The organism is Bradyrhizobium sp. CCBAU 51765 (genome assembly GCF_015291725.1).
In the GTDB taxonomy this organism is placed as follows: Bacteria; Pseudomonadota; Alphaproteobacteria; order Rhizobiales; family Xanthobacteraceae; genus Bradyrhizobium; species Bradyrhizobium liaoningense.
Map to the genome: position 1 here is coordinate 6286116 of NZ_CP030038.1, position 24833 is coordinate 6310948.

At 64.7% G+C, this 24833-nt stretch carries 27 protein-coding genes; 9 read left to right on the forward strand and 18 right to left on the reverse strand.

Annotated elements, in window-relative coordinates; translation table 11 throughout:
• Nucleotide 1 precedes the first annotated feature (1 nt).
• The gene (locus XH96_RS29725; protein WP_194389119.1) at nt 2–169 is read right to left on the reverse strand and encodes a hypothetical protein; all 168 of its coding nucleotides are present in this window, start codon (nt 167–169) and stop codon (nt 2–4) included.
• A 173-nt stretch (nt 170–342) separates the two neighbouring features.
• Between XH96_RS29725 and XH96_RS29730 the strand changes: the two genes are divergently transcribed.
• A complete protein-coding gene (locus tag XH96_RS29730; protein WP_194389120.1) occupies nt 343–591 on the forward strand; it encodes a hypothetical protein in 249 nt (82 codons plus the stop codon).
• A 132-nt stretch (nt 592–723) separates the two neighbouring features.
• Here the strand turns inward: XH96_RS29730 and XH96_RS29735 are convergent, their stop codons facing one another.
• From XH96_RS29735 to XH96_RS29740, 3 genes are all read right to left on the reverse strand, one after another.
• Complete coding sequence (locus XH96_RS29735; RefSeq protein ID WP_131866421.1) at nt 724–927, reverse strand: hypothetical protein; 204 nt, start codon at nt 925–927, stop codon at nt 724–726.
• Nucleotides 928–998: 71 nt separating this feature from the next.
• A complete protein-coding gene (locus tag XH96_RS39675; RefSeq protein WP_256439311.1) occupies nt 999–1130 on the reverse strand; it encodes a hypothetical protein in 132 nt (43 codons plus the stop codon).
• A gap of 118 nt (nt 1131–1248) precedes the next feature.
• A complete protein-coding gene (locus XH96_RS29740; protein WP_194389121.1) occupies nt 1249–1443 on the reverse strand; it encodes a hypothetical protein in 195 nt (64 codons plus the stop codon).
• 93 nt (nt 1444–1536) lie between these two features.
• Between XH96_RS29740 and XH96_RS29745 the strand changes: the two genes are divergently transcribed.
• Complete coding sequence (locus XH96_RS29745; RefSeq protein WP_194389122.1) at nt 1537–2049, forward strand: DUF4142 domain-containing protein; 513 nt, start codon at nt 1537–1539, stop codon at nt 2047–2049.
• A gap of 6 nt (nt 2050–2055) precedes the next feature.
• Here XH96_RS29745 and XH96_RS29750 read toward each other — a convergent pair whose 3' ends face one another.
• Entirely contained in the window at nt 2056–2352 is a 297-nt protein-coding gene (locus XH96_RS29750; RefSeq protein ID WP_194389123.1) for a hypothetical protein, read from the reverse strand.
• 283 nt (nt 2353–2635) lie between these two features.
• Between XH96_RS29750 and XH96_RS29755 the strand changes: the two genes are divergently transcribed.
• Complete coding sequence (locus tag XH96_RS29755; RefSeq protein WP_194389124.1) at nt 2636–8932, forward strand: HAMP domain-containing protein; 6297 nt, start codon at nt 2636–2638, stop codon at nt 8930–8932.
• Nucleotides 8933–8945: 13 nt separating this feature from the next.
• Nucleotides 8946–10427: an HWE histidine kinase domain-containing protein gene (locus XH96_RS29760; RefSeq protein ID WP_194389125.1), complete on the forward strand. Its 1482-nt coding sequence runs from the start codon at nt 8946–8948 to the stop codon at nt 10425–10427.
• Here the strand turns inward: XH96_RS29760 and XH96_RS29765 are convergent.
• Nucleotides 10424–10645 (reverse strand): hypothetical protein, encoded by a 222-nt coding sequence (locus XH96_RS29765; RefSeq protein WP_061878708.1) that lies wholly within the window; start codon nt 10643–10645, stop codon nt 10424–10426. The genes XH96_RS29760 and XH96_RS29765 overlap by 4 nt on opposite strands.
• A gap of 141 nt (nt 10646–10786) precedes the next feature.
• Here XH96_RS29765 and XH96_RS29770 point away from each other — a divergent pair, with 141 nt between their 5' ends.
• Together XH96_RS29770 and XH96_RS29775 are read left to right on the forward strand one after the other, a co-directional pair.
• Nucleotides 10787–11044 carry a hypothetical protein gene (locus tag XH96_RS29770; protein ID WP_194389126.1) on the forward strand — a complete coding sequence of 86 codons (258 nt, stop codon included), beginning with the start codon at nt 10787–10789 and terminating at the stop codon, nt 11042–11044.
• 94 nt (nt 11045–11138) lie between these two features.
• Complete coding sequence (locus XH96_RS29775) at nt 11139–11381, forward strand: hypothetical protein (RefSeq protein ID WP_028176958.1); 243 nt, start codon at nt 11139–11141, stop codon at nt 11379–11381.
• Between the two features lie 121 nt (nt 11382–11502).
• On the opposite strand, the gene XH96_RS29780 is transcribed toward XH96_RS29775, so the two are convergent.
• Nucleotides 11503–11721, reverse strand: a complete 219-nt coding sequence (locus XH96_RS29780) for a hypothetical protein (protein WP_194389127.1) — start codon at nt 11719–11721, stop codon at nt 11503–11505.
• Nucleotides 11722–11836: 115 nt separating this feature from the next.
• On the opposite strand from XH96_RS29780, the gene XH96_RS29785 reads away from it, so the two are divergent.
• Both XH96_RS29785 and XH96_RS29790 read left to right on the forward strand, forming a co-directional pair.
• Nucleotides 11837–12031 carry a DUF3072 domain-containing protein gene (locus tag XH96_RS29785; protein WP_194389128.1) on the forward strand — a complete coding sequence of 65 codons (195 nt, stop codon included), beginning with the start codon at nt 11837–11839 and terminating at the stop codon, nt 12029–12031.
• Nucleotides 12032–12120: 89 nt separating this feature from the next.
• Nucleotides 12121–12414 (forward strand): DUF6496 domain-containing protein, encoded by a 294-nt coding sequence (locus XH96_RS29790; protein WP_194389129.1) that lies wholly within the window; start codon nt 12121–12123, stop codon nt 12412–12414.
• Nucleotides 12415–12426: 12 nt separating this feature from the next.
• Here the strand turns inward: XH96_RS29790 and XH96_RS29795 are convergent, their stop codons facing one another.
• Both XH96_RS29795 and XH96_RS29800 read right to left on the reverse strand, forming a co-directional pair.
• Nucleotides 12427–12789, reverse strand: a complete 363-nt coding sequence (locus tag XH96_RS29795; RefSeq protein WP_194394319.1) for a hypothetical protein — start codon at nt 12787–12789, stop codon at nt 12427–12429.
• 270 nt (nt 12790–13059) lie between these two features.
• Nucleotides 13060–14607 carry a Do family serine endopeptidase gene (locus XH96_RS29800; RefSeq protein ID WP_194389130.1) on the reverse strand — a complete coding sequence of 516 codons (1548 nt, stop codon included), beginning with the start codon at nt 14605–14607 and terminating at the stop codon, nt 13060–13062.
• Between the two features lie 206 nt (nt 14608–14813).
• Here XH96_RS29800 and XH96_RS29805 point away from each other — a divergent pair, with 206 nt between their 5' ends.
• Nucleotides 14814–15650, forward strand: coding sequence for a universal stress protein (locus XH96_RS29805; protein WP_194389131.1), 837 nt, complete (start codon nt 14814–14816; stop codon nt 15648–15650).
• Between the two features lie 19 nt (nt 15651–15669).
• Here XH96_RS29805 and XH96_RS29810 read toward each other — a convergent pair whose 3' ends face one another.
• The 9 genes from XH96_RS29810 to XH96_RS29850 form a co-directional block, all read right to left on the reverse strand.
• Nucleotides 15670–15882, reverse strand: a complete 213-nt coding sequence (locus XH96_RS29810; protein ID WP_194389132.1) for a hypothetical protein — start codon at nt 15880–15882, stop codon at nt 15670–15672.
• A gap of 172 nt (nt 15883–16054) precedes the next feature.
• Complete coding sequence (gene rpe / locus XH96_RS29815) at nt 16055–16792, reverse strand: ribulose-phosphate 3-epimerase (protein ID WP_194389133.1); 738 nt, start codon at nt 16790–16792, stop codon at nt 16055–16057.
• Nucleotides 16789–17721: a CbbX protein gene (cbbX, locus tag XH96_RS29820; protein ID WP_194389134.1), complete on the reverse strand. Its 933-nt coding sequence runs from the start codon at nt 17719–17721 to the stop codon at nt 16789–16791. Before cbbX ends, rpe begins: the two co-directional genes overlap by 4 nt.
• Before the next feature lie 96 nt (nt 17722–17817).
• The gene (locus XH96_RS29825) at nt 17818–18225 is read right to left on the reverse strand and encodes a ribulose bisphosphate carboxylase small subunit (protein ID WP_194389135.1); all 408 of its coding nucleotides are present in this window, start codon (nt 18223–18225) and stop codon (nt 17818–17820) included.
• A gap of 11 nt (nt 18226–18236) precedes the next feature.
• Nucleotides 18237–19697, reverse strand: a complete 1461-nt coding sequence (locus tag XH96_RS29830) for a form I ribulose bisphosphate carboxylase large subunit (RefSeq protein WP_194389136.1) — start codon at nt 19695–19697, stop codon at nt 18237–18239.
• A 38-nt stretch (nt 19698–19735) separates the two neighbouring features.
• On the reverse strand, nt 19736–20821 hold the full coding sequence (gene fba / locus XH96_RS29835; RefSeq protein WP_194389137.1) for a class II fructose-bisphosphate aldolase: 1086 nt from the start codon (nt 20819–20821) through the stop codon (nt 19736–19738).
• 12 nt (nt 20822–20833) lie between these two features.
• Entirely contained in the window at nt 20834–22852 is a 2019-nt protein-coding gene (gene tkt, locus XH96_RS29840) for a transketolase (RefSeq protein WP_194389138.1), read from the reverse strand.
• Nucleotides 22853–22868: 16 nt separating this feature from the next.
• Nucleotides 22869–23744: a phosphoribulokinase gene (locus tag XH96_RS29845; RefSeq protein ID WP_028176944.1), complete on the reverse strand. Its 876-nt coding sequence runs from the start codon at nt 23742–23744 to the stop codon at nt 22869–22871.
• Nucleotides 23745–23756: 12 nt separating this feature from the next.
• Complete coding sequence (locus XH96_RS29850) at nt 23757–24794, reverse strand: class 1 fructose-bisphosphatase (protein WP_194389139.1); 1038 nt, start codon at nt 24792–24794, stop codon at nt 23757–23759.
• Nucleotides 24795–24833 lie beyond the last annotated feature (39 nt).

The following is a 24833-nucleotide window of genomic DNA, read 5'->3' on the forward strand; positions in this document are numbered from 1 at the left end:
ACTAGCTAGCCTTCGCCGTCGTCGACGTCTGCGATTGCGGCGGCTGGAGCCCCGGGCTGTTGGCCCAGCGCTCGACCTGATCGATGATTTTCTGGTGGCTTGGCCGCACTGGCTTGGGCGCTTCGGGCTCTTCGGAAAGCCTGCGAGGTAACGCGACTTCGTCCGTCATGGTCTCTCTCCCTTTCAGGAAGAATGCGCCATGGCAGGGATACGTTTCAAAATTAACTACTTGATTTTATTATATATTTTTACTCATTGGGAGACTTTGGCGACTCTGGCGGAACCCTCGCCAGGTTTGTTCGTTGAGTAAACCACTCAACTTACTCAATTTGCGTGATCGCCATGAACGACCTTCGCGCCGAGCGCCTTCAGGTCATGCTCTCGCCGGAAGAGTTGGCCGCCATCGACGATTTCCGGTTCAAGCACCGAATGCCGACGCGGGCAGCCGCAGTCCGCGAACTCCTCAGGTTCGGACTGACCGCCGCCGGCGTCGATGCCGCCGTGGGCGTGAAGTCAAGCAGCTTTGGCGTGTTCGGCCGCGGACCTGATGGACATACTCAGGGTGATCCAGAGAGCAGCACCGGCGGCTGACGCACATAAGCAAACGGCCCTGGCACAGTGGGTGCCAGGGCCGTCCTTGGAGATTGCTTCCGGCGCACCGGGGGCATGACAACCGGAAGCAATCCGTCGACTCTTCCCGCGGGGATTCGTTCCTCGTGAGAACTAGCCTGTCGCGTCGCTCGAGCCGTCCGGCATCACGCCGGAGCCTGGCGTCTTGCTATTGTCATTCAGCTTGGGGTCGCGCGTCGCTTCACGCGAAGGCGAGCCTTTCGGGTTCGTCTTGTGCACGGACTGTGCACGCTCCTTGTCGCGCGGCTGCTCCTCCCCGCGCTTGTCCTTGACGATGCCTTGATCGGAATGGGCCATGGTGGGGTTCTCGCTTGTTCTGGTGTCTCGGAACGCCTACGCACCGCGGCGTCGAATGTTCCGATGCAGTGCTAACTGCGCACCGCGTGGACCGCGGCAGACGCGTTCTCTAGATGCACCTGCCGCAACGTCGTCACGGTCGCGAACGCGACCGAGACGCCAAAGGCGAGAATGAGGGAGAGAAGAGCCAGACGTGGAGCCATCGCCAAAACCTCCTTCTGAACTGGAAATCGACGCGATCGAATGTTCCCGGATGATTCGCAAATCGGTCGCTTGCCTTCCGTGAGCGGTCTCACACGCAGATTCACGAGAACGAGCGGATTACGCCTTCCGCTTGGGAGCAGCGCGGACCGCAACGGGCGGGACTTCGCCATCGAGCCAATCCTGTTCGTTGGCGAGCGCCGTCCAGGCGTCGGCCATGCGCGAATAGCGCTTATGGGCGGGTTGTCCCTCGGCTCGCTCGGCAAGCTGAAGACAATTGTCAGCGTTATCCCTGAAGATGTCAGACTGTTTCATGTTGAGCACGTGGGGACGGAACTCTCGCGCCGCAACCCGCTTACCGGATCGTAATGGACAGGGAACTTCGCACCGTGTTCATCATTGATATCGATGCGAGTTCTTGCCGCCCTCATCCTGGCGTTCATCAACACTGCGGCGCTTGCCGACAGCACCGGCGAGCGAAAGCCTGGCGAACGGCCACCGACCGCGATTGAGGTTATCAGCGGCGTCTACAATTTCAGCCGATTTCAACAGGGTCTTCTCGAGAATACCGACCTCAAGGGCAATGCGGAGGTCAAGAACCTCGCCGCCCTGCGCGCCGAGGAAGCGGCCAGGCGCGACAAGAGCCTGAAGAAGGTCCAGGAGGCCATTGGCGCAGAGCCGCGCGTCGGCAAGGCAACATCCTCGACCGCGAGCCTGGTCGAGCCCGAGATGTCGGATGGCCCAAGCTACGTCAGGAGCTTCTATGCCGCGCAGATTCCCGAGTATGAATCGGTCATCGGACTGCTCGAGCGCTATCTGAAGGCGCCCGACAATGCAGCGCTCGCAGCGTTCGCGCGCGAACAGCTCCCGATGTTGCGCTCGCAGGTCAGGGACGCCGAGCGGACCATGGCGGACAAGTAGCCGTTTCTACTTGTCGTTAGGATGACGTTGCTGGCTCTGCGGCCGTACGGTGCGATCACTCTCCGGCATCTTGTCCCGCCCCGCATCGCCATTGTCGTCCTTGCCGCCCGAAGATGACGTGCCGCTGCCGCTCGGATTCGACCGGCTGGCCGTTCCGGTGGTGGGTGTTTCCACCCGCGGATTGGCGGAGCTTGCGGCGGGATCGCCAGTCACGGCACCGCGCCCGCTGGGAGCACCGCCCTGTGCCAGAGCCGATCCCGCGGCAAACACAGTCATGGCGACGACGGCGAATCCTGCTTTCATATCCGTTCTCCCTGTGTCTCTCTGCGGGTTAACCTTAGGGCTCGGCGCTCCGTTCCGAAGTCGGGCGCGGGACGAGCAGAGCGTCGGCGGCCACCAGGGCATTCCTTCTGAGCATGGAACCAATTCGGCGGATCATTGTTAGTTCAGCCGGGCTGAGCAAAGCGGGTTCCAATTCCTCGCGCCGCACCTTGGCGCTTGATTTCGAATTTGGCTGACGCTCTATTTCATTTCGACCAAACGCGTCGTGCCGCGGATTCGGCCGACGCCTGCGGGGGAATTCAGTATGAGCGACCTCGATCCCGGAACTGCATCAGGCTCCGGTCGTCGCGTCCCTAAGCCAAAAATCAACGGTACGTCGGATCCGGATTCCCGGACGGAACTGCTGCTTGCCTTGCAGGCGATGCGCAGCGGTGACTTTTCGGTGCGCATGAGCGGCGAATATCTCGGCATCGATGGCAAGATTGCCGACACCCTCAACGAAATCATCGCCGCCAACCAGCGCATGGCGCAGCAGCTCGAACTGGTCGGCCAAGTGGTGGGGCGCGAGGGCAAGACTCGCCAGCGCGTCAAGTTCGGCCTCGCCTCAGGCTCCTGGGCCGACATGGAAGGTTCGGTCAACACGCTGATCGACGACCTGCTGTGGCCGACGCGCGAGGTGACGCGCGCGGTCGCCGCCGTCGCACAAGGTGACCTGCTCCAGACCGTCAAGCTCGACGTCGATGGCCGTCCGCTCGGCGGCGAGTTTCTGCAGTCCGCGAACATCGTCAACACCATGATCAAGCAGCTCGGCGTGTTCACCTCCGAGGTGACGCGCGTGGCGCGCGAGGTCGGCACCGAGGGCAAGCTCGGCGGCCAAGCCCAGGTGCCTGAGGTGACCGGCGTCTGGAAGGACCTCACCGAGAGCGTCAACTCGATGGCAAACAACCTGACCAACCAGGTTCGCAACATCGCCGAGGTGACGATCGCGGTCGCCAATGGCGATTTGTCGAAGAAGATCACGGTCGACGTCCGCGGCGAGATCCTGCAGCTCAAGGAAGCCATCAACACGATGGTGGACCAGCTCCGCTCCTTCGCCTCCGAAGTGACGCGCGTGGCGCGCGAGGTCGGCACCGACGGCAAGCTCGGCGGCCAGGCGATCGTGCCGGGCGTCGCCGGCACCTGGAAGGACCTCACCGACTCCGTCAACGCCATGTGCGGCAACCTGACCGCTCAGGTGCGCAACATCGCCAACGTCACCACCGCCGTGGCGCGCGGCGACCTTTCCCGCAAGATCACCGTGGACGTGCGCGGCGAGATCCTGGAGCTAAAGGACACCATCAACACGATGGTGGACCAGCTCAACTCGTTCGCCTCGGAAGTGACGCGCGTCGCGCGCGAGGTCGGCACCGAGGGCAAGCTCGGCGGCCAGGCCCAGGTGCCCGGCGTGGCCGGCACCTGGAAGGACCTCACCGACAACGTCAACTTCATGGCCTCGAACCTGACAGCGCAGGTCCGCAACATCGCCGACGTCGCCACCGCCATCGCCAGCGGCGACTTGTCGAAGAAGATCACGGTGAACGTCTCCGGCGAGATCCTTCAGCTGAAGGAGACGCTGAACACGATGGTCGACCAGCTCAACGCCTTCGCCGGCGAAGTGACGCGCGTCGCCCGCGAGGTCGGCACCGAGGGCCGGCTCGGCGGCCAGGCCAACGTGCTCGGCGTCGCCGGCACCTGGAAGGACCTCACCGAGAGCGTCAACTCGATGGCCTCCAACCTGACAGCGCAGGTCCGCAACATCGCGGAGGTGACGACGGCGGTCGCCGGTGGCGACCTGTCGAAGAAGATCACGGTGGACGTACGCGGCGAGATCCTGGAGCTGAAGGACACCATCAACACCATGGTGGACCAGCTCAACGCCTTCGCCGGCGAAGTCACGCGCGTGGCGCGCGAGGTCGGCACCGAAGGCAAGCTCGGCGGTCAAGCCGTCGTGCGCGGCGTCGGCGGCACCTGGAAAGATCTCACCGACAGCGTCAACTCGATGGCCTCGAACCTCACCGGCCAGGTCCGCAACATCGCCGAGGTCGCAACTGCTGTCGCCAAGGGCGATCTGTCAAAGAAGATCACTGTGAACGTGTCGGGCGAGATCCTTCAGCTGAAGGAAACGCTCAACACCATGGTGGACCAGCTCAACGCCTTTGCCGGCGAAGTCACGCGCGTCGCGCGCGAGGTCGGCACCGACGGCAAGCTCGGCGGCCAGGCCGACGTGCCCGGCGTCGCCGGCACCTGGAAGGATTTGACCGACAGCGTGAACTCGATGGCGGGCAACCTCACGGCCCAGGTCCGCAACATCGCCGAGGTCGCGACCGCGATCGCAGGCGGCGACCTCTCCCGCAAGATCACCGTGGACGTGCGCGGCGAGATCCTTCAGCTCAAGGATACGCTGAACACGATGGTCGACCAGCTCAACCGGTTCGCCGGCGAGGTGACGCGCGTCGCGCGCGAGGTCGGCACCGAAGGGCGCCTCGGCGGCCAGGCCAACGTGCCCGGCGTTGCCGGCACCTGGAAGGATCTCACCGACTCCGTGAACTCGATGGCGGGCAACCTCACCGCCCAGGTCCGCAACATCGCCGAAGTGACGACCGCCGTGGCGCGCGGCGACTTGTCTCGCAAGATCACCGTGGACGTGAAGGGCGAAATCCTCGAGCTGAAGAACACCATCAACACCATGGTGGACCAGCTCAACGCCTTCGCCGGTGAAGTCACGCGCGTGGCGCGCGAGGTCGGCACCGAAGGCAAGCTCGGCGGCCAGGCCGAAGTGCCCGGCGTCGCCGGCACCTGGAAGGACCTCACAGACAACGTCAACTTCATGGCCTCGAACCTGACGGCCCAGGTCCGCAACATCGCCGAGGTCGCGACCGCGATCGCCGGCGGCGACCTCTCGAAGAAGATCACGGTGGACGTGCGCGGCGAGATCCTTCTGCTGAAGGACACGCTGAACACCATGGTCGAGCAGCTCCGCTCCTTCGCCGCCGAAGTCACGCGCGTGGCGCGCGAGGTCGGCACCGAAGGCCGACTCGGCGGTCAGGCCGTCGTGCCCGGCGTCGGCGGCACCTGGAAGGATCTCACCGACAACGTCAACCTGCTGGCGGCGAACCTCACCACGCAGGTCCGCAACATCGCCGAAGTGACCACGGCCGTGGCGCGCGGCGACCTCTCCCGCAAGATCACCGTCGACGTCAAGGGCGAAATCCTCGAGCTCAAGAACACCATCAACACGATGGTGGACCAGCTCAACGCCTTCGCCGGCGAAGTGACGCGCGTGGCGCGCGAGGTCGGCACCGAGGGCAAGCTCGGCGGCCAGGCGCAGGTGCCCGGCGTCGCCGGCACCTGGAAGGACCTCACCGACACCGTGAACCTGATGGCTGCGAACCTGACCGAGCAGGTGCGCGGCATCGTCAAGGTGGTGACTGCGGTCGCCAACGGCGACCTCAAGCAGAACCTGACGATGAAATCGCGCGGCGAGGTCGCAGCTCTCGCCGACACCATCAACAACATGACCGAGACGCTCGCGACCTTCGCCGACCAGGTGACGTCCGTTGCGCGCGAGGTCGGCGTCGAAGGCCGGCTCGGCGGCCAGGCCAACGTGCCCGGTGCTGCCGGCACATGGAAGGATCTCACCGGCAACGTGAACCTTCTGGCTGCCAACCTCACCTCTCAGGTGCGCGCCATCGCGGAAGTGGCGACCGCCGTGACCAAGGGCGACCTGACGCGATCGATCCAGGTCGACGCCCGCGGCGAAGTCGCGGAGCTGAAGGACAACATCAACACGATGATCACGAATCTCCGTCTGACGACGGACGTGAACACCGAGCAGGACTGGCTGAAGACCAACCTCGCCAAGTTCACCAACATGCTCCAGGGCCAGCGCGATCTCACCACCGTCGGCCGGCTGCTGCTCACCGAGCTGTCGCCGCTGGTGAATGCCCATACCGGCGTGATCTACCAGGTCGAGAACGAGGACAACTCCCAGCTGCTGCTGCTCGCATCCTACGCCAGCGACGGCATCTATCCCTATCAGCGCGTGCTCCAGTTCGGCGAAGGCCTGATCGGCCAGTGTGCCCTCGACAAGCGGCCGCGCATGGTCTCCGACATTCCGTCCGACGTGGTGCCGATCAACTCGGCGCTGTTCCGCGTCGCACCGAAAAACCTCGTCGTGCTGCCTGTCCTGTTCGAAGGCCAGGTCAAGGCCGTGATCGAGCTCGCCTCCCTCGTCTCCTTCACGACCTCGCAGATGACGTTCCTGGAACAGCTCACCGACTCCATCGGCATCGTTCTGAACTCGATCGAGGCGACGATGCAGACCGAAGGCCTGCTCAAGCAGTCGCAGCAGCTCGCCGGCGAGCTGCAGACCCAGCAGCGCGAATTGCAGCAGACCAACGACCAGCTCGAGCAGAAGGCGCAGCAGCTCGCCGAACGCAACGTCGAGGTCGAACGCAAGAACCAGGAGATCGAGCAGGCCCGCCGCGCGCTCGAGGAAAAGGCGACCGAGCTTGCGCTGACCTCGAAGTACAAGTCCGAGTTCCTCGCCAATATGAGCCACGAGCTGCGCACGCCGCTGAATTCGATCCTGATCCTCGGACAGCAGCTCACCGACAATCCAGACGGCAATCTCTCGGCCAAGCAGGTCGAATTCGCCCGCACCATCCACGGCGCCGGCACCGACCTGCTCAACCTCATCAGCGACATTCTCGATCTCTCCAAGATCGAGTCCGGCACGGTCACAGTCGACGCCGAGGAGATCCTGACCGCGAACCTGCTCGAGACCGTCGGCCGCCCGTTCCGGCACGAGGCGGACAACCGCAATCTGTCGTTCAAGATCGACGTCGATCCGAACCTGCCACGCAGCATCGTCACCGACTCCAAGCGCCTGCAACAGGTCCTGAAGAACCTGCTCTCCAACGCCTTCAAGTTCACCGCCGAAGGCGAAGTGCGCCTGAAGGTCGCCGGCGCGATCGGCGGCTGGGGGACGGATCACCCGGTGCTGAACTCCGCGCCGGCCGTGATCGCGTTCGAAGTGTCCGATACCGGCATCGGCATTCCCCTGGAGAAGCAGAAGCTGATCTTCGAGGCGTTCCAGCAGGCGGATGCCGGCACCAGCCGGAAATACGGCGGCACCGGCCTCGGGCTCGCGATCAGCCGCGAACTTGCGAGCCTGCTCGGAGGCGAGATCCATCTCCGCAGCACACCGGGCAAGGGCTCGTCCTTCACGCTTTATCTGCCATTGAAATATTCCGGCCCGACGCTCGCACCGCGGGCTGCGCCGGCGCCGCAGCAATACAGCCAGCCGCCTGCGCTGCAACCGGCCGCGCCGGAGCAGCAGCGCGTCATCGAGCAGCTTCCCGACGACCGCTTGAACCTCGATCCCGGCGACAGCATCCTCCTGATCGTCGAGGACGACCCGCATTACGCGCGTGTGCTGGTCGACCTCGCGCGCGACAAGGGATTCAAGGTTCTGGTCGCCGCGCGGGGCGCGGAGGCGCTGGAGCTCGCCAAGCAGTATCAGCCGAGAGCAGTCTCGCTCGACGTGTTCCTGCCCGACATGCTCGGCTGGACTGTGCTGAGCCAGCTCAAGCACAATCCGTTGACCCGCCACATCCCCGTGCAGATCATCACGCTCGACGAAGACCGCCAGCATGCGATGGCGCGGGGCGCGTTCTCATTCGTCAACAAGCCGACCACGCCTGAAGGCGTCTCAGCCGCGCTGACGCAAATCAAGGAATATGCGCGGCCTCGGCGCAAGCGACTGCTGATCGTCGAGGACAACGAGGCCGAGCAGCTTTCGATCCGCGAGCTGCTGTACCACGACGACATCGAGATCGTGTCGACGGCCACCGGCGCGGAGGCACTTTCGACGCTGCGCGAGCAGCCGTGTGACTGCGTGGTGCTCGATCTCCGGCTGCCCGACATGAGCGGCTTCGAGGTGCTGGACCAGATCCGCAACGACGAGCGACTGTCGAGCATTCCGGTCGTGGTCTTCACCGGCCGCGAGCTTTCGGCGGAGGAGGACGCGGAACTCCACACCATGGCGCGCAGCATCGTGGTCAAGGGCGTGGAATCGCCGGAACGCCTGCTCGACGAAACCGCGCTGTTCCTGCACCGCGTGATCACGGAGCTGCCGATCGAGAAGCAGCGTATGCTGGAGAAGCTGAACAGTTCCGACGAGGACCTGATCGGCAAGACCGCCCTGCTCGTCGACGACGACGCCCGCAACATATTCGCCCTGTCGAGTGTGCTGGAACGGCGCGGCATGAAGGTGCTGACGGCGACGACCGGCAGCGAGGCTGTGACACTGGTCGAATCCAATCCGGAGATCGCGATCGTGCTGATGGACATCATGATGCCGCAGATGGATGGCTATCAGACCATCGGCGTGATCCGCGAGAACCCGGCCTTCGCCCGTCTTCCGATCATCGCGCTGACCGCCAAGGCGATGAAGGGCGATCGGGAGAAATGCCTCGAAGCCGGCGCGTCCGATTATCTCGCCAAGCCGGTCAACACCGACCAATTGCTGCTTGCGATCCGCATGTGGCTGCACCGCTGAGTTGGGCCCGCGTATGGACCAGGAAAAGGTCAACATCCTGCTCGTCGACGATCAGCCGGCCAAGCTGCTCGCCTATGAGGTGATCCTGAAGGATCTCGGCGAGAACCTCGTGATCGCCTCATCGGGACGCGAGGCGCTGGAGGTGCTGCTCAAGACCGAGATCGCGGTGATCCTGGTCGACGTCTGCATGCCCGAGCTCGACGGCTTCGAGCTCGCAGCGATGATCCGCGAGCACCCGCGGTTCCAGAAGACCGCGATGATCTTCATCTCCGCGATTCAGGTCAGCGACATCGACCGGCTGCGCGGCTACGAGATGGGCGCCGTCGACTACGTGCCGGTGCCGGTCGTGCCGGAGGTGCTGCGCGCCAAGATCAGGGTGTTCGCCGAGCTCTATCGCAAGACCCGCGAGCTCGAGCGTCTGAACCACGAGCTTGAGGACCGCGTCCGCGCGCGCACCGCGGAACTGGAGCACTCGACCGCGAAGCTGCGCGAGAGCGAGCAGCGGCGCAGCATGGCGATCGCCGCCGGCAAGATGGGGTCCTGGGACTGGGACTGGATCAGCGGAGATTGGATGTGGGACGAGGGACAGTACCGCATTTTCGGCGTCACCCCCGAGAGCTTCGAGGTCAATCCGGCCAACGTTCAGGCCCTGTTGCATCCTGACGACGTCGATCAGTTGCGCAGGGCGATCGCCGAATTCAACAAGGGCACGCGCGCCTATGAAACGGAGTTCCGCATCGTGCGGCCCGACGGCGAGGTACGCTGGTGCGTCGGCACGGCGGCGGCGACGGTCGACGAGCGCGGGCGCGTGGTGCGCGTCAGCGGCGTCACCGTCGATATCACCGAGCGCAAGCGCGCCGAGGAGCGGCAAAATCTCCTGGCGCGGGAGGTCGATCATCGCGCCAAGAACGCGCTGGCGCTGGCGCAATCGATCGTGCGTCTCACCCGGGCGGACGAGGTCAAGGACTATGTCAACGCCGTCGAGGGACGCATCAATGCACTGGCGCGCGTGCACACCATCCTGTCACTGTCGAGCTGGGAGGGCGCCGAGCTCTCCAGGCTGATCGACGAGGAGCTTGCGCCCTATTCGCTCGGCGACCAGATCAGATTGGCCGGTCCCGAAGTTCAGTTGCTGCCGGCGACGGCCCAGACGCTGGCACTCGCGCTGCACGAGCTCTTCACCAACTCGGCCAAGTATGGCGCACTCTCGACTCGATCGGGGCGGCTCGCGATCGATTGGCGAGTCGAGGACGAGCTGCTCACGCTGAGCTGGGAGGAATCCGGCGGTCCGCTGGTCATGGCACCAAAATCTCGCGGCTTCGGAACGCGAAGCCTGCTTGCGAGCGTCGAGTCCCAGCTTGGCGGACAGGCGCAGTTCGATTGGCGCGCCGAAGGCCTGTTGTGCCGCCTAGAGGTGCCGCTGACGCGGAGGATGGCCGGACTCGGCAAGTTCGACACCGGCGGCTCCGCAGAGTTGCAGCGCGCGTCCGGCTAACCGGAGGCCGCGCTCGTCATGCGTTGGGCCATCCGCGGTTCGCGCGGGACCCGCCCTTCCAGCCAGGCTTCCGTTCGGGCGAGATCGCGCAGTGCCCTGGCGTAGCGGCGCGCCGCGCTTCGCTCGGCTCCGCGCGGTAGCCTGCGGGCCTTGCGCAGGATGTCCGCAGCCGCGTTGCGATAGGCCAGCGAGCGGTAAAGAAAGACTACCTTACCCATATCCATGTTTCCCGTTTTGATGGCGCTCATCCTCGCAAGCCCGGCATGAACGTCGGATGAAGCGGGCGATGACAATTATTTCAACCGAATGGAACCAGACAATCACGCGGGTGTTTGCATGCCAATCCGGGATGCACTCCCATGCGCATGAAGAAGTCGTCTGAGCTGATCTCTGCCAGCGGACTTATCAAGCTGATGACGCATGCAATGATGGGCGCGGCCCTCGGCCTCACTTTCAGCCTCACGCTCGTCCTGTCCAATCCAGCCGTGGCCAACCTGCTCAATAGCGGCGGAAGCCAGGCCATTCTGGTCTTCACTCTCACCTTGGTGACGACGTTCGCGATCGGTGCGACGCTCACCGGCGTCGTCTTCATCATTGACGAGGACAAGCAATCTTGAAGCGCGCGTGATCCGCGGGAGATGCTTTGTCGGGAACTCCTGCGGCGGAGAGCGGTTGGCTGCCTGCGTCAAATTAACTCAGGGAGTTTCCCGCATGAAGACGACCAAGCTCGCTCTCGCCGTAATGTTGGCAACCGGCCTTGCCGCCGCGCCGTTCGCCGTGCAGGCCAAGTCACACAAGGCCAAGCATGGATCCTCGATGTCATCGTCGCAGACCACCGGCGCCAACACCAAGTCTTCCAAGGGCGCTGATCCTTCCGGCCAAGGCGGCTCCGGCCCCGGCTCCGATCAGGGCGGCACCATGACGAACAAGGGCGGCATGACCAACACCAAATAGGCCACTCCCTGGAATCCATCGAGGGCCCCGCCCGTTGCGGGGCCCTTTCTCTTGGGACTCGGGCGCAGTTTAAAATCCGGTACGCGTCCGGATCCCTCCTTCAACCACGCGCTCCCCGATCTCAGCGGGGCCCGGTCGCGCGCACGGGATTGCCCGTCTTCGCGGAACGAAGGCGGACCCGGTCGCGGACGTCAGGCAGAACGTCGCTGCCCCCAGCTGCCTTCCATTCGCCGATCAGGAGGTTGATTCTCCGGCGCAGATCCATCTGCGCCAGGGCCCTTTCCGTGCAGTCGCTGCCGCGCTCGACGAGATCGCGCACCGACGCCTCGACGTCGGCCATTTCGAGCCTCAAGACTCTGATTTTACGTCGAATTTCATTAATTCTGTTGTCCATGGCTTGTTAGAACAAAATAAGAACATATAGTCAAGTCACGATTCCGGAAGGGAGAATGCAGATGCAGGTTCAAGGTAAATACGACGCCAGGGTTTTTCTCAGCGAGCAGATGACGCGGGCGCAGGGTCTCAGGCTGAAGCGGCTGAGCCAGGAGGCCTATCAACCTGCCCAATTTGCACGGGACCTGTCCTTCGGCGAGGCCGCACGGCGCATCCAGGCGCTGGAGGCGGAGATCGAGTTGGCGAACTCCTTCTAGACTGGCTGTGTCTAGCGCCTGCACGTTGTGTACGCGCTGCCGGAACCATGGCTGAGCCGAATGGTTCTCCTCGCCAAGGGAGAGCATGCATGGCACGCAAGGCAAAGAAACGTCGCTACTCACGCAGCTCCGGCAGCGATGTCGAAAGCGAGATGCGACGCTACAAGAAGGGTACCGCGAAGAGCGGGCGCGGGGGACGCGGCGGCCGCGTGAAGAGCCGCAAGCAGGCAATCGCGATCGGACTGTCGAAGGCGCGCAAGAAGGGCAAGAAGGTCCCGAAGAAGGCATCGACGCGGAAGAGTGCCAAGAAGACGTCGAGAAAATCGTCTAAGTCAAGCAAGTCGTCCAAGAAGTCGTCGAAGCGTAAATCCAGCAAGCGCTGACGCTGACCCGTCTCAGATCATGCTGCCCGGCATGAAGCAGCGGATCGAAATCCCGAACGCCGTCTTCACCGGCCACACCATGGTGCGGCCGGCCCGGTTCGGCTCGGTGATGACGGCTTCGTCCGGCACATCTATCCACTGCCCGTCCAGACGCACGCGGTAACGCCCGTTGTGCGACTCCCAGTCGGGGTCGGCGACAGCAAATCCATCCGCATCCGAGCAGCACGGGCCGAGCTGGCTGCGCAGACTGTCGAACCATGGTTTCAGGGGGGAGTTCGCGTAGCGGCCGTCATCACGCCCGAGCGCGTTTCCGCCCCAGAGCACCAATGACGCTGCGAGCAGTGCACTCCTCCGCAAGAGCTTCAATCGAACCATGTCGGCACCGATCAAATGCGAACCGCCGGCAAGTTCCACAAAGCGGCGGTAGGCTCGAAGTTCCACGACAGCAACCCACCTTTGCGGCTTCCTTGCCGCAGCGGTGTTGGAACTGTGACGAACGAACACGGCTTTTTCGGACGAACTACGTCACCATTCCTGTGGTTAACGAGAATGTTATCAATAACCCAACGGGAATTTCGAGGCTGAACAGGAAAGGCGGCCCGGGGGCCGCCTTTTTTTGAGGTGGGTTGCTCGACGCGCGTGACTCTACGCGAGCGGAACTGCGACGAATCTCGTCGCCTCCGCGCTTCTGACCTGCAACAGCACGCTGCGCTTGCCCGACGATTTGGCCTGCGCCAGCTCCGAACGGACGTCGCCGACATTGGCGACCGCCTTGCCGCCGACATTGAGGATGACGTCGCCGGTCTGAATGCCGCGCTGTGCCGCCGGCCCTTGCGGATCGACCTCGGTGACGACGACACCCTTCTGGCCCGCACCCTGGACGTCTCCTGCCGGCGCCAGGCTGAGGCCGAGGCGCGGCGTGCCGGCATTCGGCTGCCCCCTTCCCTCGTCGGCATTGCCATTTCCTTTGGCTTGCCGCTCGTTCGGCAGCTCGCCGAGCGCGAGGGTCACCGTTTTGCTGTCGCCCTTGCGGAAGACATCGAGCTTCACGGACGTGCCCGGCGCCAAGGTGGCGATGGTGCGCGCGAGGTCGCGGGAGTCCTTGATCGTGGTGCCGTTGACGGCGGTGATGACGTCCCCCGCCTCGATGCCGGCCTTCGCCGCCGGGCTGCCATCCTGCGGATTGTCGACGATCGCGCCGCGCGCCTCCTTGAGGCCGAGGCTATCGGCAATATCAGACGTCACGGGCTGCACCTGCACGCCGAGCCAGCCTCGGGTGACCACGCCCTTGTCCTTCAATTGCGCGACGACGAGCTTGGCGGTCGAGGCGGGAATATCGAAGCCGATGCCGACCGAGCCGCCCGAGGGCGAGAAGATCGCAGTGTTCACGCCGATCACGTTGCCGTTCATGTCGAAGGCCGGGCCGCCGGAATTGCCCTTGTTGATGGGCGCATCGATCTGGATGAAATCGTCATAGGGACCATTGCCGATATCGCGGCCGCTGGCCGAGACGATGCCGGCGGTCACAGTGCCGCCAAGACCGAAGGGATTGCCGACCGCGACAACCCAGTCGCCGATACGCGGCTTCTGGTCGGAGAATTTGACGAACGGAAAGTCCTTCTTGCCATCGACCTTGATCAGCGCGAGATCGGTCTTCGGATCGGTGCCGACCACTTTCGCAGTGTAGGTCGTGCCGTCATCCATCGTCACCTGCACGGACTCGGCGTGGTCGACGACGTGGTTGTTGGTCACGGCATAGCCGTCGGGGGAAATGAAGAAGCCGGACCCTTCGCCCGTGATCATCTGATGGCGCTGGCGCGGCATGCCGTTCATGCCGCCCGGGAAGCGGAAGCCGAACTGTCGGGAAAACTGGTCGAACGGCGTATCCTCGTCCGAATCCATCCGGTTCTGCTGCAGCATCGCGGTCTTGTCGCTGTCCTGGTCGATCTTCACCCGCACCGAGATCACCGCGGGTTTGACCTTGCTGACCAGATCGCCGAAGCCCGGCGGCGTCGCGGCGGCTTCCGCAGCCTGAGCCGGCGCAATGAAGGAGTTCGTACCGAACGGCGCGGAGCCTGGCGCCATTGACAGGGCGGCCACGCCCAGCGCGGCCACGGTGCCGAGCAGCGCGAGCCGGCGCGGCCTCAAGATCTTGCGGGACGTGGTGGTGTCGGAATTGACGCGATCGTTCATGTCGAAATATCCATGTTGAGCTGGTGTCGCCTTGTCCTCAACATGGTCGCTGCCACCTTACGGCGTCCCGTCCGTCCGATTAAATCTCGGCAAAGAATGGCAGAGCGGGCGCGGCAGGCAGATCGGCGCCGCCCATTTGATGCAGCTCAACACGGGCGCTTCGCGCAGTGAAAAACTGCGTTCATGAGGTCCACCGGAGGCGCGCCATGTACAAAGACATTCTCGTCCACATTCCCACCGAACGTCCCATGCGGTCCGCGATCGAGGGCTCGATCTCGCTCGCGTCGTACCTCAACGCTCATCTCGACGCGGTCGCGGTCGGCTATGTCGCAACCAGTACAGCTTACGTGATGGAGGGCGGCGCGGCGGTGGCGGCCGTGTTCGAATTGGAACGCGAGCGGGCCGTGGAGCGGGCCGAGGCCGCGCTCGCGGTGTTCAGGAGCGAAGCGGCGAACGCCGGCATCTCCTACGCCTGCCACGCGCTCGGCGCGATCCCGGCGGATGCAGCCGTCTCGCTCGGCGAGATGGCGCGACTGCACGACCTCAGCATCGTGCTCCAGCCGGATCCGGCGCAGGGCGCGTTTGACAACGACGTGCCAGGCGAGATTCTGTTTCAGGCGGGCGGCCCGGTGCTGTTCCTGCCCTACACCTTCCGTGGAGCCTTCAAGGCGAACCGGATCGGCATCTGCTGGGACGGCAGCCGCCTCGCTGCCCGCGCCGTGCGCGACGCAGCGACGTTCCTGGCGCGCGCCGGAGAGATCGTGATCATCACCATCAACGAGGCCGACGCCGTCTCCGGCGAGGCTTCAGCGAGCAGTCTGGCAAAACATCTCGGCCGGCGCGGACTGCCGACCCGCACGGTCAGCCTGTCGGCGGCGCGGGCCGACATTCAGCCGACCATCCTGTCGCTGGCGGCCGACGAGAGCCTCGATCTCCTGGTGATGGGCGGCTATGGCCATTCGCGGTTGCAGGAGCGCATTCTCGGCGGCGTCACCCGCGCCATGCTGGAAGCCATGACAGTGCCGACGCTGATGTCGCATTGAGGCGAGCCGGGTGGCGCCTTTACGCCGCGACAGGAGCCTCCCAGGGCGGGGGCGCGGCGACGTCCCCGTTGCGTTGCACATTGCACGCGTCGAAATGCGCCTTGAGTTCGACTTCGGCGAGGTGTTCGAAATGTTCGGCCTGGCCGAGGAGTTCCCAGGTCTGGAGCGGCCGGTAGGCCGCCTGCTGACGACAGAGGGACGCCAGCGCCCGGTAGCGACGTACGTTCTCCATGAGACCCTCCCTCGCATCTGCCGAGGTTATTGTCTTAATTTACGTCAGGCCGATGGCGATTGTGCAAAAGATTTGCTGCGCCCACCCTCGCTTGATCTCGGCTCGTTCCTGGGAAATGCGTACGCGGGTCGAAGTTCCAAATTGCGCCAAGGAACGTTCGGCCTTCGCTGGTCTATCGGTTACGGCCTCCATCGCTTGCGCGCATCCGCTGCGCAGAACTGTTCTGCAGGTGCGGAACTCGGCCGGCCTCGGCGGCGGCACGAATGGCCGCAATATTAGCGGCATACTCGGCGGCGCTCCTGCCACGAAACACGGCGGAACCCGCGACCAGCGTATCGGCGCCCGCTGCGGCCACGGCAGCGGCATTGTCGCGCGTGACGCCGCCATCGACTTCGAGATGGATCGGCCGCTCGCCGATCATGGTCCTAATCCGCTTGATCTTCTCGATCTGCGACCAGATGAATGACTGGCCACCAAAGCCCGGATTGACCGTCATCACCAGCACGAGATCGATACGGTCGAGCACGTATTCAATCGTCGCCTCAGGCGTCGACGGACAAAGGCTGACGCCAGCCTTCCTGCCGAGCGAGCGGATCGCCTGGAGCGAGCGGTCGAGATGCGGGCCGGCTTCGGCGTGCACCGTGATGAGGTCCGCTCCGGCTTTCGCGAACGCCTCGAGATAGGCATCGGTCGGCGCTATCATCAAATGCACGTCGAAGACCTTGTTCGTCAACGGCCGGATCGCCTTGATGACGTCAGCACCGAAACTGATGTTCGGCACGAAATGCCCGTCCATGACGTCGCAATGGATCCAGTCGGCCCCGGCCGCATCGATCGCCGCGACCTCCTCGCCGAGACGGGCGAAATCCGCCGCCAGGATCGAGGAGGCGATGAGAATGTCTTCGCTCATGGCTTTGCACTCCGCGCGTCGGCGCCGCCGCTGAAGACGCGGCTCGCAAGAACGTCCATGGGATCGATGGTCTCGAGGTCGGCGACATCGAGCATGCGATTGAGATCGGACACCAGACGATCGGCTTGCCGCAGGCGGATGCGGTCGACCGCGTTGCGGATCGAGCGGGCGTTGGAGAAGAACGGCTGGGTCCGGCGCAGCGTGATGTATCTCTCGAACGCCTCGCGCGCAGCTGCCGAGAAGCGATAACCTCGCTCCTTCAGCATCAGCTCGGCGATGACGAGCAGTTCGGCTTCCGCGTAGTCAGGAAATTCGACGTGGTGGGCGATGCGCGAGCGGAAGCCGGGGTTGGAGGCGAAGAAGCTCGTCATCCGCTCGCCATAGCCGGCGAGGATCACGACGAGGTCTTCGCGCTGATTCTCCATCACCTGGAGCAGGATCTCGATCGATTCCTGGCCATAGTCGCGCTCGTTATCGGGCCGATGCAGATAATAAGCCTCGTCGATGAACAACACGCCTCCCATCGCCTTCTTCAGGATCTCCTTGGTCTTCGGCGCGGTGTGGCCGATATACTGGCCGACGAGGTCGTCGCGCGTCACGGAGATCACCTGACCGCGCCGCACGAAGCCGAGGCCGTGCAGGATCCTGGCCATGCGTAGCGCCACGGTCGTCTTGCCGGTGCCGGGATTGCCCGTGAACGACATGTGCAGCGTCGGCGGCGCGGAGGCGAGGCCCGCGCGCTGCCGGATACGTTCGACCAGCAGCAGCGAGGCGATCTGGCGCACGCGGTCCTTCACCGGCTTGAGCCCGATCAGCTCCTGATCGAGCTGTTGCAGCGTATCGGTGATCCCGGCCGCTTCGGCCTCCTTGCGGAGATCGAAACGAGTCTCGTTCTGTTCGGTCATCTTTGCATGGGGAACATCGAGCATCGGCACCTCGAAGAAAAGAGCTTCGCCGCTGGGAGCGGCGAAGCAGTGGTCCGCCAAGGATGCGGAGCAGGGAGAGCTCCGCGCGGAGGAGAAGGGCTATTGAGAGGCGTGGGCCGGGGGCTTTCGCACGGTGGTGTAGCGGATCGCGCGTCCGGCCGCTTCCTGCCGCACCAGCTCGAACTCCGCCTCCTGCTTCGGCCGGTTGACGAGGAAAGTGATCCGCACCGATTCCCAGCCATGACTGGCATCGAAGCCGCTGATGCGGATGTAGCGGTCGCCATATACCCTGCGGCACTCGGCGAGCTCCATCATCACGCCAGCGGCGTCCTGGAGATCGAACATCGGCAGGCCCCACATCTCCCAATAGGTATTGCGAGGATGCGGATCGTCGGTGAACTCGATGTTCACCGCCCAGCCGTTGGCAAGGCAATACTGCACCTGGCTGGTGATCTGCTCGTCAGTCAGATCGGGCAGGAACGAGAAGCAGCCCTGGGTGATCTTCATCTCAATTCTCCTCAGACGGTTTCCAGCGCCGTCGGCACGAAGTCCGGCGTATCGGTGGATTGATAGTTGAAGGTGACGTCCTTCCAGACCTCGAGCGCGGCCTTCAGCGGCGTGCAGGTCTGGGCCGCCCTGGCGAGGATCTCCGGCCCTTCGTGGACGTAGTCGCGGCCCTCGTTGCGGGCGAGGATCATCGCTTCCAGCGCCACGCGATTGGCAGTCGCGCCCGCCGCAATGCCCATGGGATGGCCGATGGTGCCGCCACCGAATTGCAGCACGACATCCTCACCCAGCAGATCCAGCAATTGGTGCATCTGGCCGGCATGGATGCCGCCGGAGGCGACCGGCATCATCTTGTTGAGGCTCGCCCATGACTGATCGAAGAACAGGCCGTGTTCGAGCTTGGTCGGGTTGAAGTCCTCGCGGCAGACATCGTAGTAGCCGCGCGTGGTGTTGGGATCGCCTTCCAGCTTGCCGACCACGGTGCCGGCATGGATGTGGTCGACACCGGCGAGCCGCATCCATTTGGCGATGACGCGGAACGATACGCCATGGCTCTTCTGCCGCGTATAGGTCGAGTGACCGGCGCGGTGCAGATGCAGGATCATGTCGTTGCGGCGCGCCCATTTGGCCATCGACTGGATCGCGGTGTAGCCGATCACGAGGTCGATCATGACGATGCACGACCCGAGTTCCTTGGCGAACTCCGCGCGCTCGTACATGTCCTCCATCGTGCCCGCGGTGATGTTCAGGTAGGTGCCCTTCACCTCGCCCGAGGCGGCCTGCGCCCGGTTCACCGCCTCCATGCAATAGAGGAAACGGTCGCGCCAGTGCATGAAGGGCTGCGAGTTGATGTTCTCGTCGTCCTTGGTGAAGTCGAGCCCGCCCTTCAGCGCCTCATAGACCACGCGGCCATAGTTGCGCCCGGATAGACCGAGCTTCGGCTTCACCGTTGCGCCCAGCAGCGGCCGACCGAACTTGTCGAGGCGTTCGCGCTCGACCACGATGCCGGTCGCCGGCCCCTGGAACGTCTTCACATAGGCGACGGGGAAGCGCATGTCTTCCAGGCGCAGCGCCTTGAGCGGCTTGAAGCCGAACACATTGCCGATGATCGAGGCCGAGAGGTTTGCGATCGAGCCCGGCTCGAACAGGTCGAGGTCATAGGCGATGTAGGCGAAGTACGAGCCCGGCGTGCCCGGCACCGGATCGACGCGATAACACTTGGCGCGATACTTCTCGGCCGCCGTCAAGCGATCGGTCCACACCACGGTCCAGGTCGCGGTCGAGGATTCGCCGGCCACCGCAGCAGAGGCCTCGATCGGATCGACGCCCTCCTGCGGGGTAACGCGAAACAGCGCGATGACGTCCGTGTCCTTTGGCGCGTAATCGGGCTCCCAATAGCCCATACGCTTGTACTCCATCACGCCGGAGCGATAGCGCTCTTTGCCACGGACCGTGCCTGCATGTGCGTTCATGTCTCTCTCCTGCTCTCTTCTCTGCTCTTTCTGATTGACTAGGCCGCTACGGGCTCGCGGGCGTCGATGCGCGGATCGAGCTCGCCGGCGCGATAGCGCCGCGCCATCTCGCTCATCGGGACCACCTTGATCCTGCTCGCATGGCCGGCGGTGCCGAACTGCTCGAAGCGCTCGCGGCAAAGCTCGCGCATCGCATCCATCGCCGGTTTGAGGAACTTGCGCGGGTCGAACTCACTGCGGCTTTGCGCCGCCACCTTGCGAAACACCGCCGTCATCGCCAGCCGACAATCGGTGTCGATATTGACCTTGCGCACGCCGCTCTTGATGCCGCGGACGATCTCTTCGACCGGGACGCCCCAGGTCTGCGGCATCTCGCCGCCGAACTGGTTGAACATGTCCTGGAGCGACTGCGGCACCGAGGAGGAGCCGTGCATGACCAGATGCGTGTTCGGCAGCCGGCGATGGATCTCCTCGACCACGCGCATCGCCAGGATGTCACCATCGGGCTTGCGGCTGAACTTGTAGGCGCCGTGCGAGGTGCCCATCGCGATCGCCAGGGCGTCGACCTTCGTTGCGCGGACGAAATCGACGGCCTGGTCCGGATCGGTCAACAGCTGATCGTGGCTGACCTTGCCCTCGACGCCGTGACCATCCTCCTGCTCGCCGCCGCCGTGCTCGAGCGAGCCGAGCACGCCGAGTTCGCCCTCGACCGACGCGCCGACCCAATGGGCGAGATCGACGACGCGGCGGGTGATCGCGACGTTGTAGTCATAGTCGGCCGCGGTCTTGGCGTCGGCCTTGAGCGAGCCGTCCATCATCACCGACGTGAAGCCGTGGGCGATGGCCGAGGCGCAGGTCGCCTCGTCATTGCCGTGGTCCTGGTGCATGCAGAGCGGGATATCGGGATAAGTCCGCTCCAGTGCGTTGATCATGTGCGAGAGCATGAGATCGCCGGCATAGCTGCGCGCGCCGCGCGAGGCCTGGATGATGACGGGCGCATCGACCTCGGCCGCCGCCTGCATGATCGCGATGCCCTGCTCCATATTGTTGATGTTGAACGCCGGCACGGCATAACCGTGGCTGGCGGCATGATCGAGCAGCTGGCGAAGTGTGATACGGGCCACGGGACGTCCTCCTTATTGTCTCTTGCGGGCAATCGCCCGGCGGGCGGCTTCCGCAATGCTTTGCGGCGTGATGCCGAACTCGCGGTACAGTACCGGCGCAGGCGCCGAGGCGCCGAAACCGCGCATGCCGACGAACTCGCCGTCGGCGCCGATCCAGCGTGGCCAGTCGCCCAGCACCGCCGCCTCGATGCCGACGCGCGGCGCGGTGCCGAGCACGGAGGCGCGGTAATCCTCCGGCTGCTCCTCGAACAGCGCGAAGCAGGGTGCCGAGACGACGGCCGCACGGATGTGCTCGGTGGCGAGCAGGCGGGCAGCGTCGATCGCGATCGAGACTTCCGAGCCGGTCGCCACCAATGTCACGTCGCGGCCGCCGTCCGGGGAGACAACGAGGTAGGCACCGCGCGCGACGCGATTTTTTCCGCGCGCATCGCTGCGGAAGGTAGGCAAAGCCTGCCGCGACAGGCACAACACGGACGGACGATGCTCCGCCGCCAGCGCGCAGTCCCAGGCCTCCAGCGTTTCCACGGCATCAGCCGGCCGGAACACGAGCAGATTGGGAATCACGCGCAACGCCGCCAGATGCTCGACCGGCTGGTGCGTGGGGCCATCCTCTCCTAGTCCGATGGAGTCGTGCGTCATCACATGGATCACGCGCAGCCGCATCAGGGCCGCAAGCCGGATCGCCGGCCGGCTGTAGTCGGAGAACGCGAGGAACGTGCCGCCGTACGGGATGAAGCCGCCATGCAGCGCGAGGCCGTTCATCGCAGCTGCCATGCCATGCTCGCGAATGCCGTAATGGATGTAGTCGCCGCCGAATGCACCGTTCCCGACCGGCGCCTGCGCCTTGGCATGCGTGAGGTTCGAATGTGTCAGGTCCGCGGAGCCGCCGACCAGGCCGGGAATTGTCCCGGCGATGCCGTCGAGCACCTGTTGCGAGGCCTGCCGCGTCGCGAGCTTTGGCCGCTCGCCGGCAAAGCGCTCGCGCAATTTCGCCGCGGCCAGCGCATAGGCGGCGGGCAGAGCCACGGCCTTGCCCTCGACGAACAGATCGCGCTGCTCGGGCGTTGCAGCTTCGTAGCGATCGAGCCAGGCGAGGCGATCGACTTGCCCGCGCTGCCCGATCATCCGCCAGGCCTTCTGGAGCGGGATCGGCACCACGAAGGGCTGATAGTCCCAGCCGAGATTCCGGCGCGCCGCCGCCGTCTGCTCGGTGCCGAGCGGCGCGCCATGCGCCTTCTCCGTGCCCTGCCTATCAGGCGCGCCATAGCCGATGATGGTGCGGCAGGCGATCAGCGACGGCTTCGGAGTCTCCCGCTCCTCCGCTATCGCCTGCGCCACCGCTTCGGGATCATGACCGTCGACGCGGCGCACCGACCAGCCGGAGGCGGCGAAGCGCGCCAGCTGGTCGTCCGACGTCGCGAGCGAGGTCGGACCGTCGATGGAGATGCCGTTGTCGTCGAACAGCACGATCAGCCGGCCGAGCCCGAGATGGCCGGCAAGCGAGATCGCCTCCTGGCTGATGCCTTCCATCAGGCAGCCGTCGCCCGCGACGACATAGGTGAAGTGGTCGACAAGGCCGTCGCCATGCCGCGCATTGGCCATGCGCTCGGCGAGCGCCATGCCGACAGCGGTCGCAATCCCCTGCCCCAACGGCCCCGTCGTAGTCTCGACGCCGGGCGTGTGGCCATGTTCGGGATGCCCCGGCGTCTTCGAGCCCCACTGCCTGAAGGCCTTGATATCGTCGAGGCCGACGTCGCCGCCGGTGAGATGCAGCAGCGCATAGAGCAGCATCGAACCGTGGCCCGCCGACAGCACGAAGCGGTCGCGGTCGGGCCAGTTCGGATGCGCCGAGTCGAATTTCAGAAAGCGCGAGAACAGCACGGTCGCGACATCGGCCATGCCCATGGGCAGCCCGGGATGACCGGACTGCGACGTCTCGATGGCGTCCACCGCGAGGAAGCGGACAGCGTTGGCGAGATCGTGGTGCGTGACCGCCGTGAGGTCGGCTTCGGCGTGGACGGAGATGTTCATCGGATTCTCTCCTCGTTCACTTCAGGTTTCGCTTGCGCTCGATCAGCTGCATGATCAGCGGCGTCAGGATCAGCTGCATCGCAAGGTCGAGCTTCGCGCCCGGACACACGATCGAGTTCGCGCGGGACATCCAGCTTTGCGGCAGCATCGAGAGCAGATAGGGGAAGTCGATGCCGCGCGGGTTCTTGAAGCGGATCACGACCATCGATTCGTCCGGCGTCGGGATCCAGCGCGCGACGAACGGGTTGGAGGTGTCCACCGTCGGCACGCGCTGGAAGTTGATGTCGGTCTCGGTGAATTGCGGGCAGATGTAGTGGATGTAGTCCGGCATCCGCCGCAAGATGGTGTCGGTGACGGCCTCGGTGGAATAGCCGCGCGCGCTGCGGTCGCGGTGCAGCTTCTGGATCCATTCGAGATTGATCACGGGCACGACGCCGATCTTCAGATCGGCATAGCGCGCGACATTCACCTTGTCCGTAACCACGGCGCCGTGCAGGCCTTCGTAGAACAGCAGGTCCGAATTCTCCGGCAGCCCTTTCCATTCGGTGAACGTGCCGGGAGGCGCGCCGTGCAGCGCCGACTCTTCGGCGTCGTGCACGTAGTGCCGCGTCACCGCGGTGCCGGTCTCGCCGTAATCGCGGAATGCTCGCTCCAGCTCCTCGAACAAATTGGTCTCGGGGCTGAAATGGCTGAAATGCTTGTTGCCGCGCTCGGCCTCCTTGGCCATTTGCGCGCGCATCTCGGCGCGGTCGTAGCGATGGAAGGCGTCGCCCTCGATATAGGCGGCGTTGACCTTCTCGCGGAAAAATATCTGCTCGAACGTCTTCTTGACCGAGGTGGTGCCGGCGCCGGAGGAGCCGGTGATGGAGATGATCGGGTGCTTCCTGGACATGGCGCGCCTCGCTCAGAGCCGGAAGAAGCCGCGCCGCGCGAACAGCGGCGCAGAGACGCTGGCAACCAGCAGCGGATCGCAATGCAGCTCCTCGACGCGCCGGACCTCGTTGCTCGAGCCCATGATCAGCGGGACGCGCTGGTGCAGGCTCTGCGCAGACAGTTCGAGGATGCGCTCGCGCCCGGTCGTGGCCGAGCCGCCGGCCTGCTCGATGACCATCGCCATCGGATGCGCCTCGTAGGTGAGGCGCAGGCGGCCGTCGCCATAGCCGGGCCGCGCGTCCGAGGGATAGAGGAACACGCCGCCGCGGGTGAGGATGCGATAGGCTTCCGCGACCAGCGAGCCGATCCAGCGCATGTTGAAATCGTGGTTGGCCGGCCCGTCGACGCCGGCGAGACACTCGTCGACGAAGGCGCGCACCGGCGGATCCCAGTGCCGGCGGTTCGACGCGTTGATCGCGAACTCCTCGCAGGCCTCCGGGATCTGGACCGCGCTGCGCGCCAGGCGGAAGCAGCCCGATTTGCGGTCGAGCGTGAAGATGTCGACGCCGTCGCCGAGCGTCAGCACCAGCGAGGTCTGCGGACCGTAAGTGACGAAGCCGGCAGCGAGCTGCGCCGAGCCGCGCTGATGGAAAGCGAGCGAGAGATCATCGGGCGCCGGCAGGATCGAGAAGATCGTGCCGACGGTCATGTTGATGTCGATGTTGGAGGAGCCGTCGAGCGGATCGATCGCGATGCAGATGCGCCCCTGACGATCGACGATCTGGGCCTCGCGCATCTCCTCCGACGCCAGCACCGCGATCGGCAGCCGGCTGAGGCAGCGGCGCAGGATCGCATCGGCCTGGATGTCGAGATCGCGCTGGAGATCGCCATCGCTGTTGCGGCCCGTGGTCAGGCCCGAGGCGTCGGCGAGATCGCCGGATCCGATGAGATCGGCGATCTCAATCGCGGCTGCCGCGATGGCATCCACCGCGCCCGCCACCGCCAGCGCGTGGGATGCGGTCTCGGAATTCCGCTGAAGGTGGTCGTCCAGCCTGAGTTGCCCGGTCATCTGCGTCCATCCCCTCCGTCGGCGCCGCATCCAGTTTCC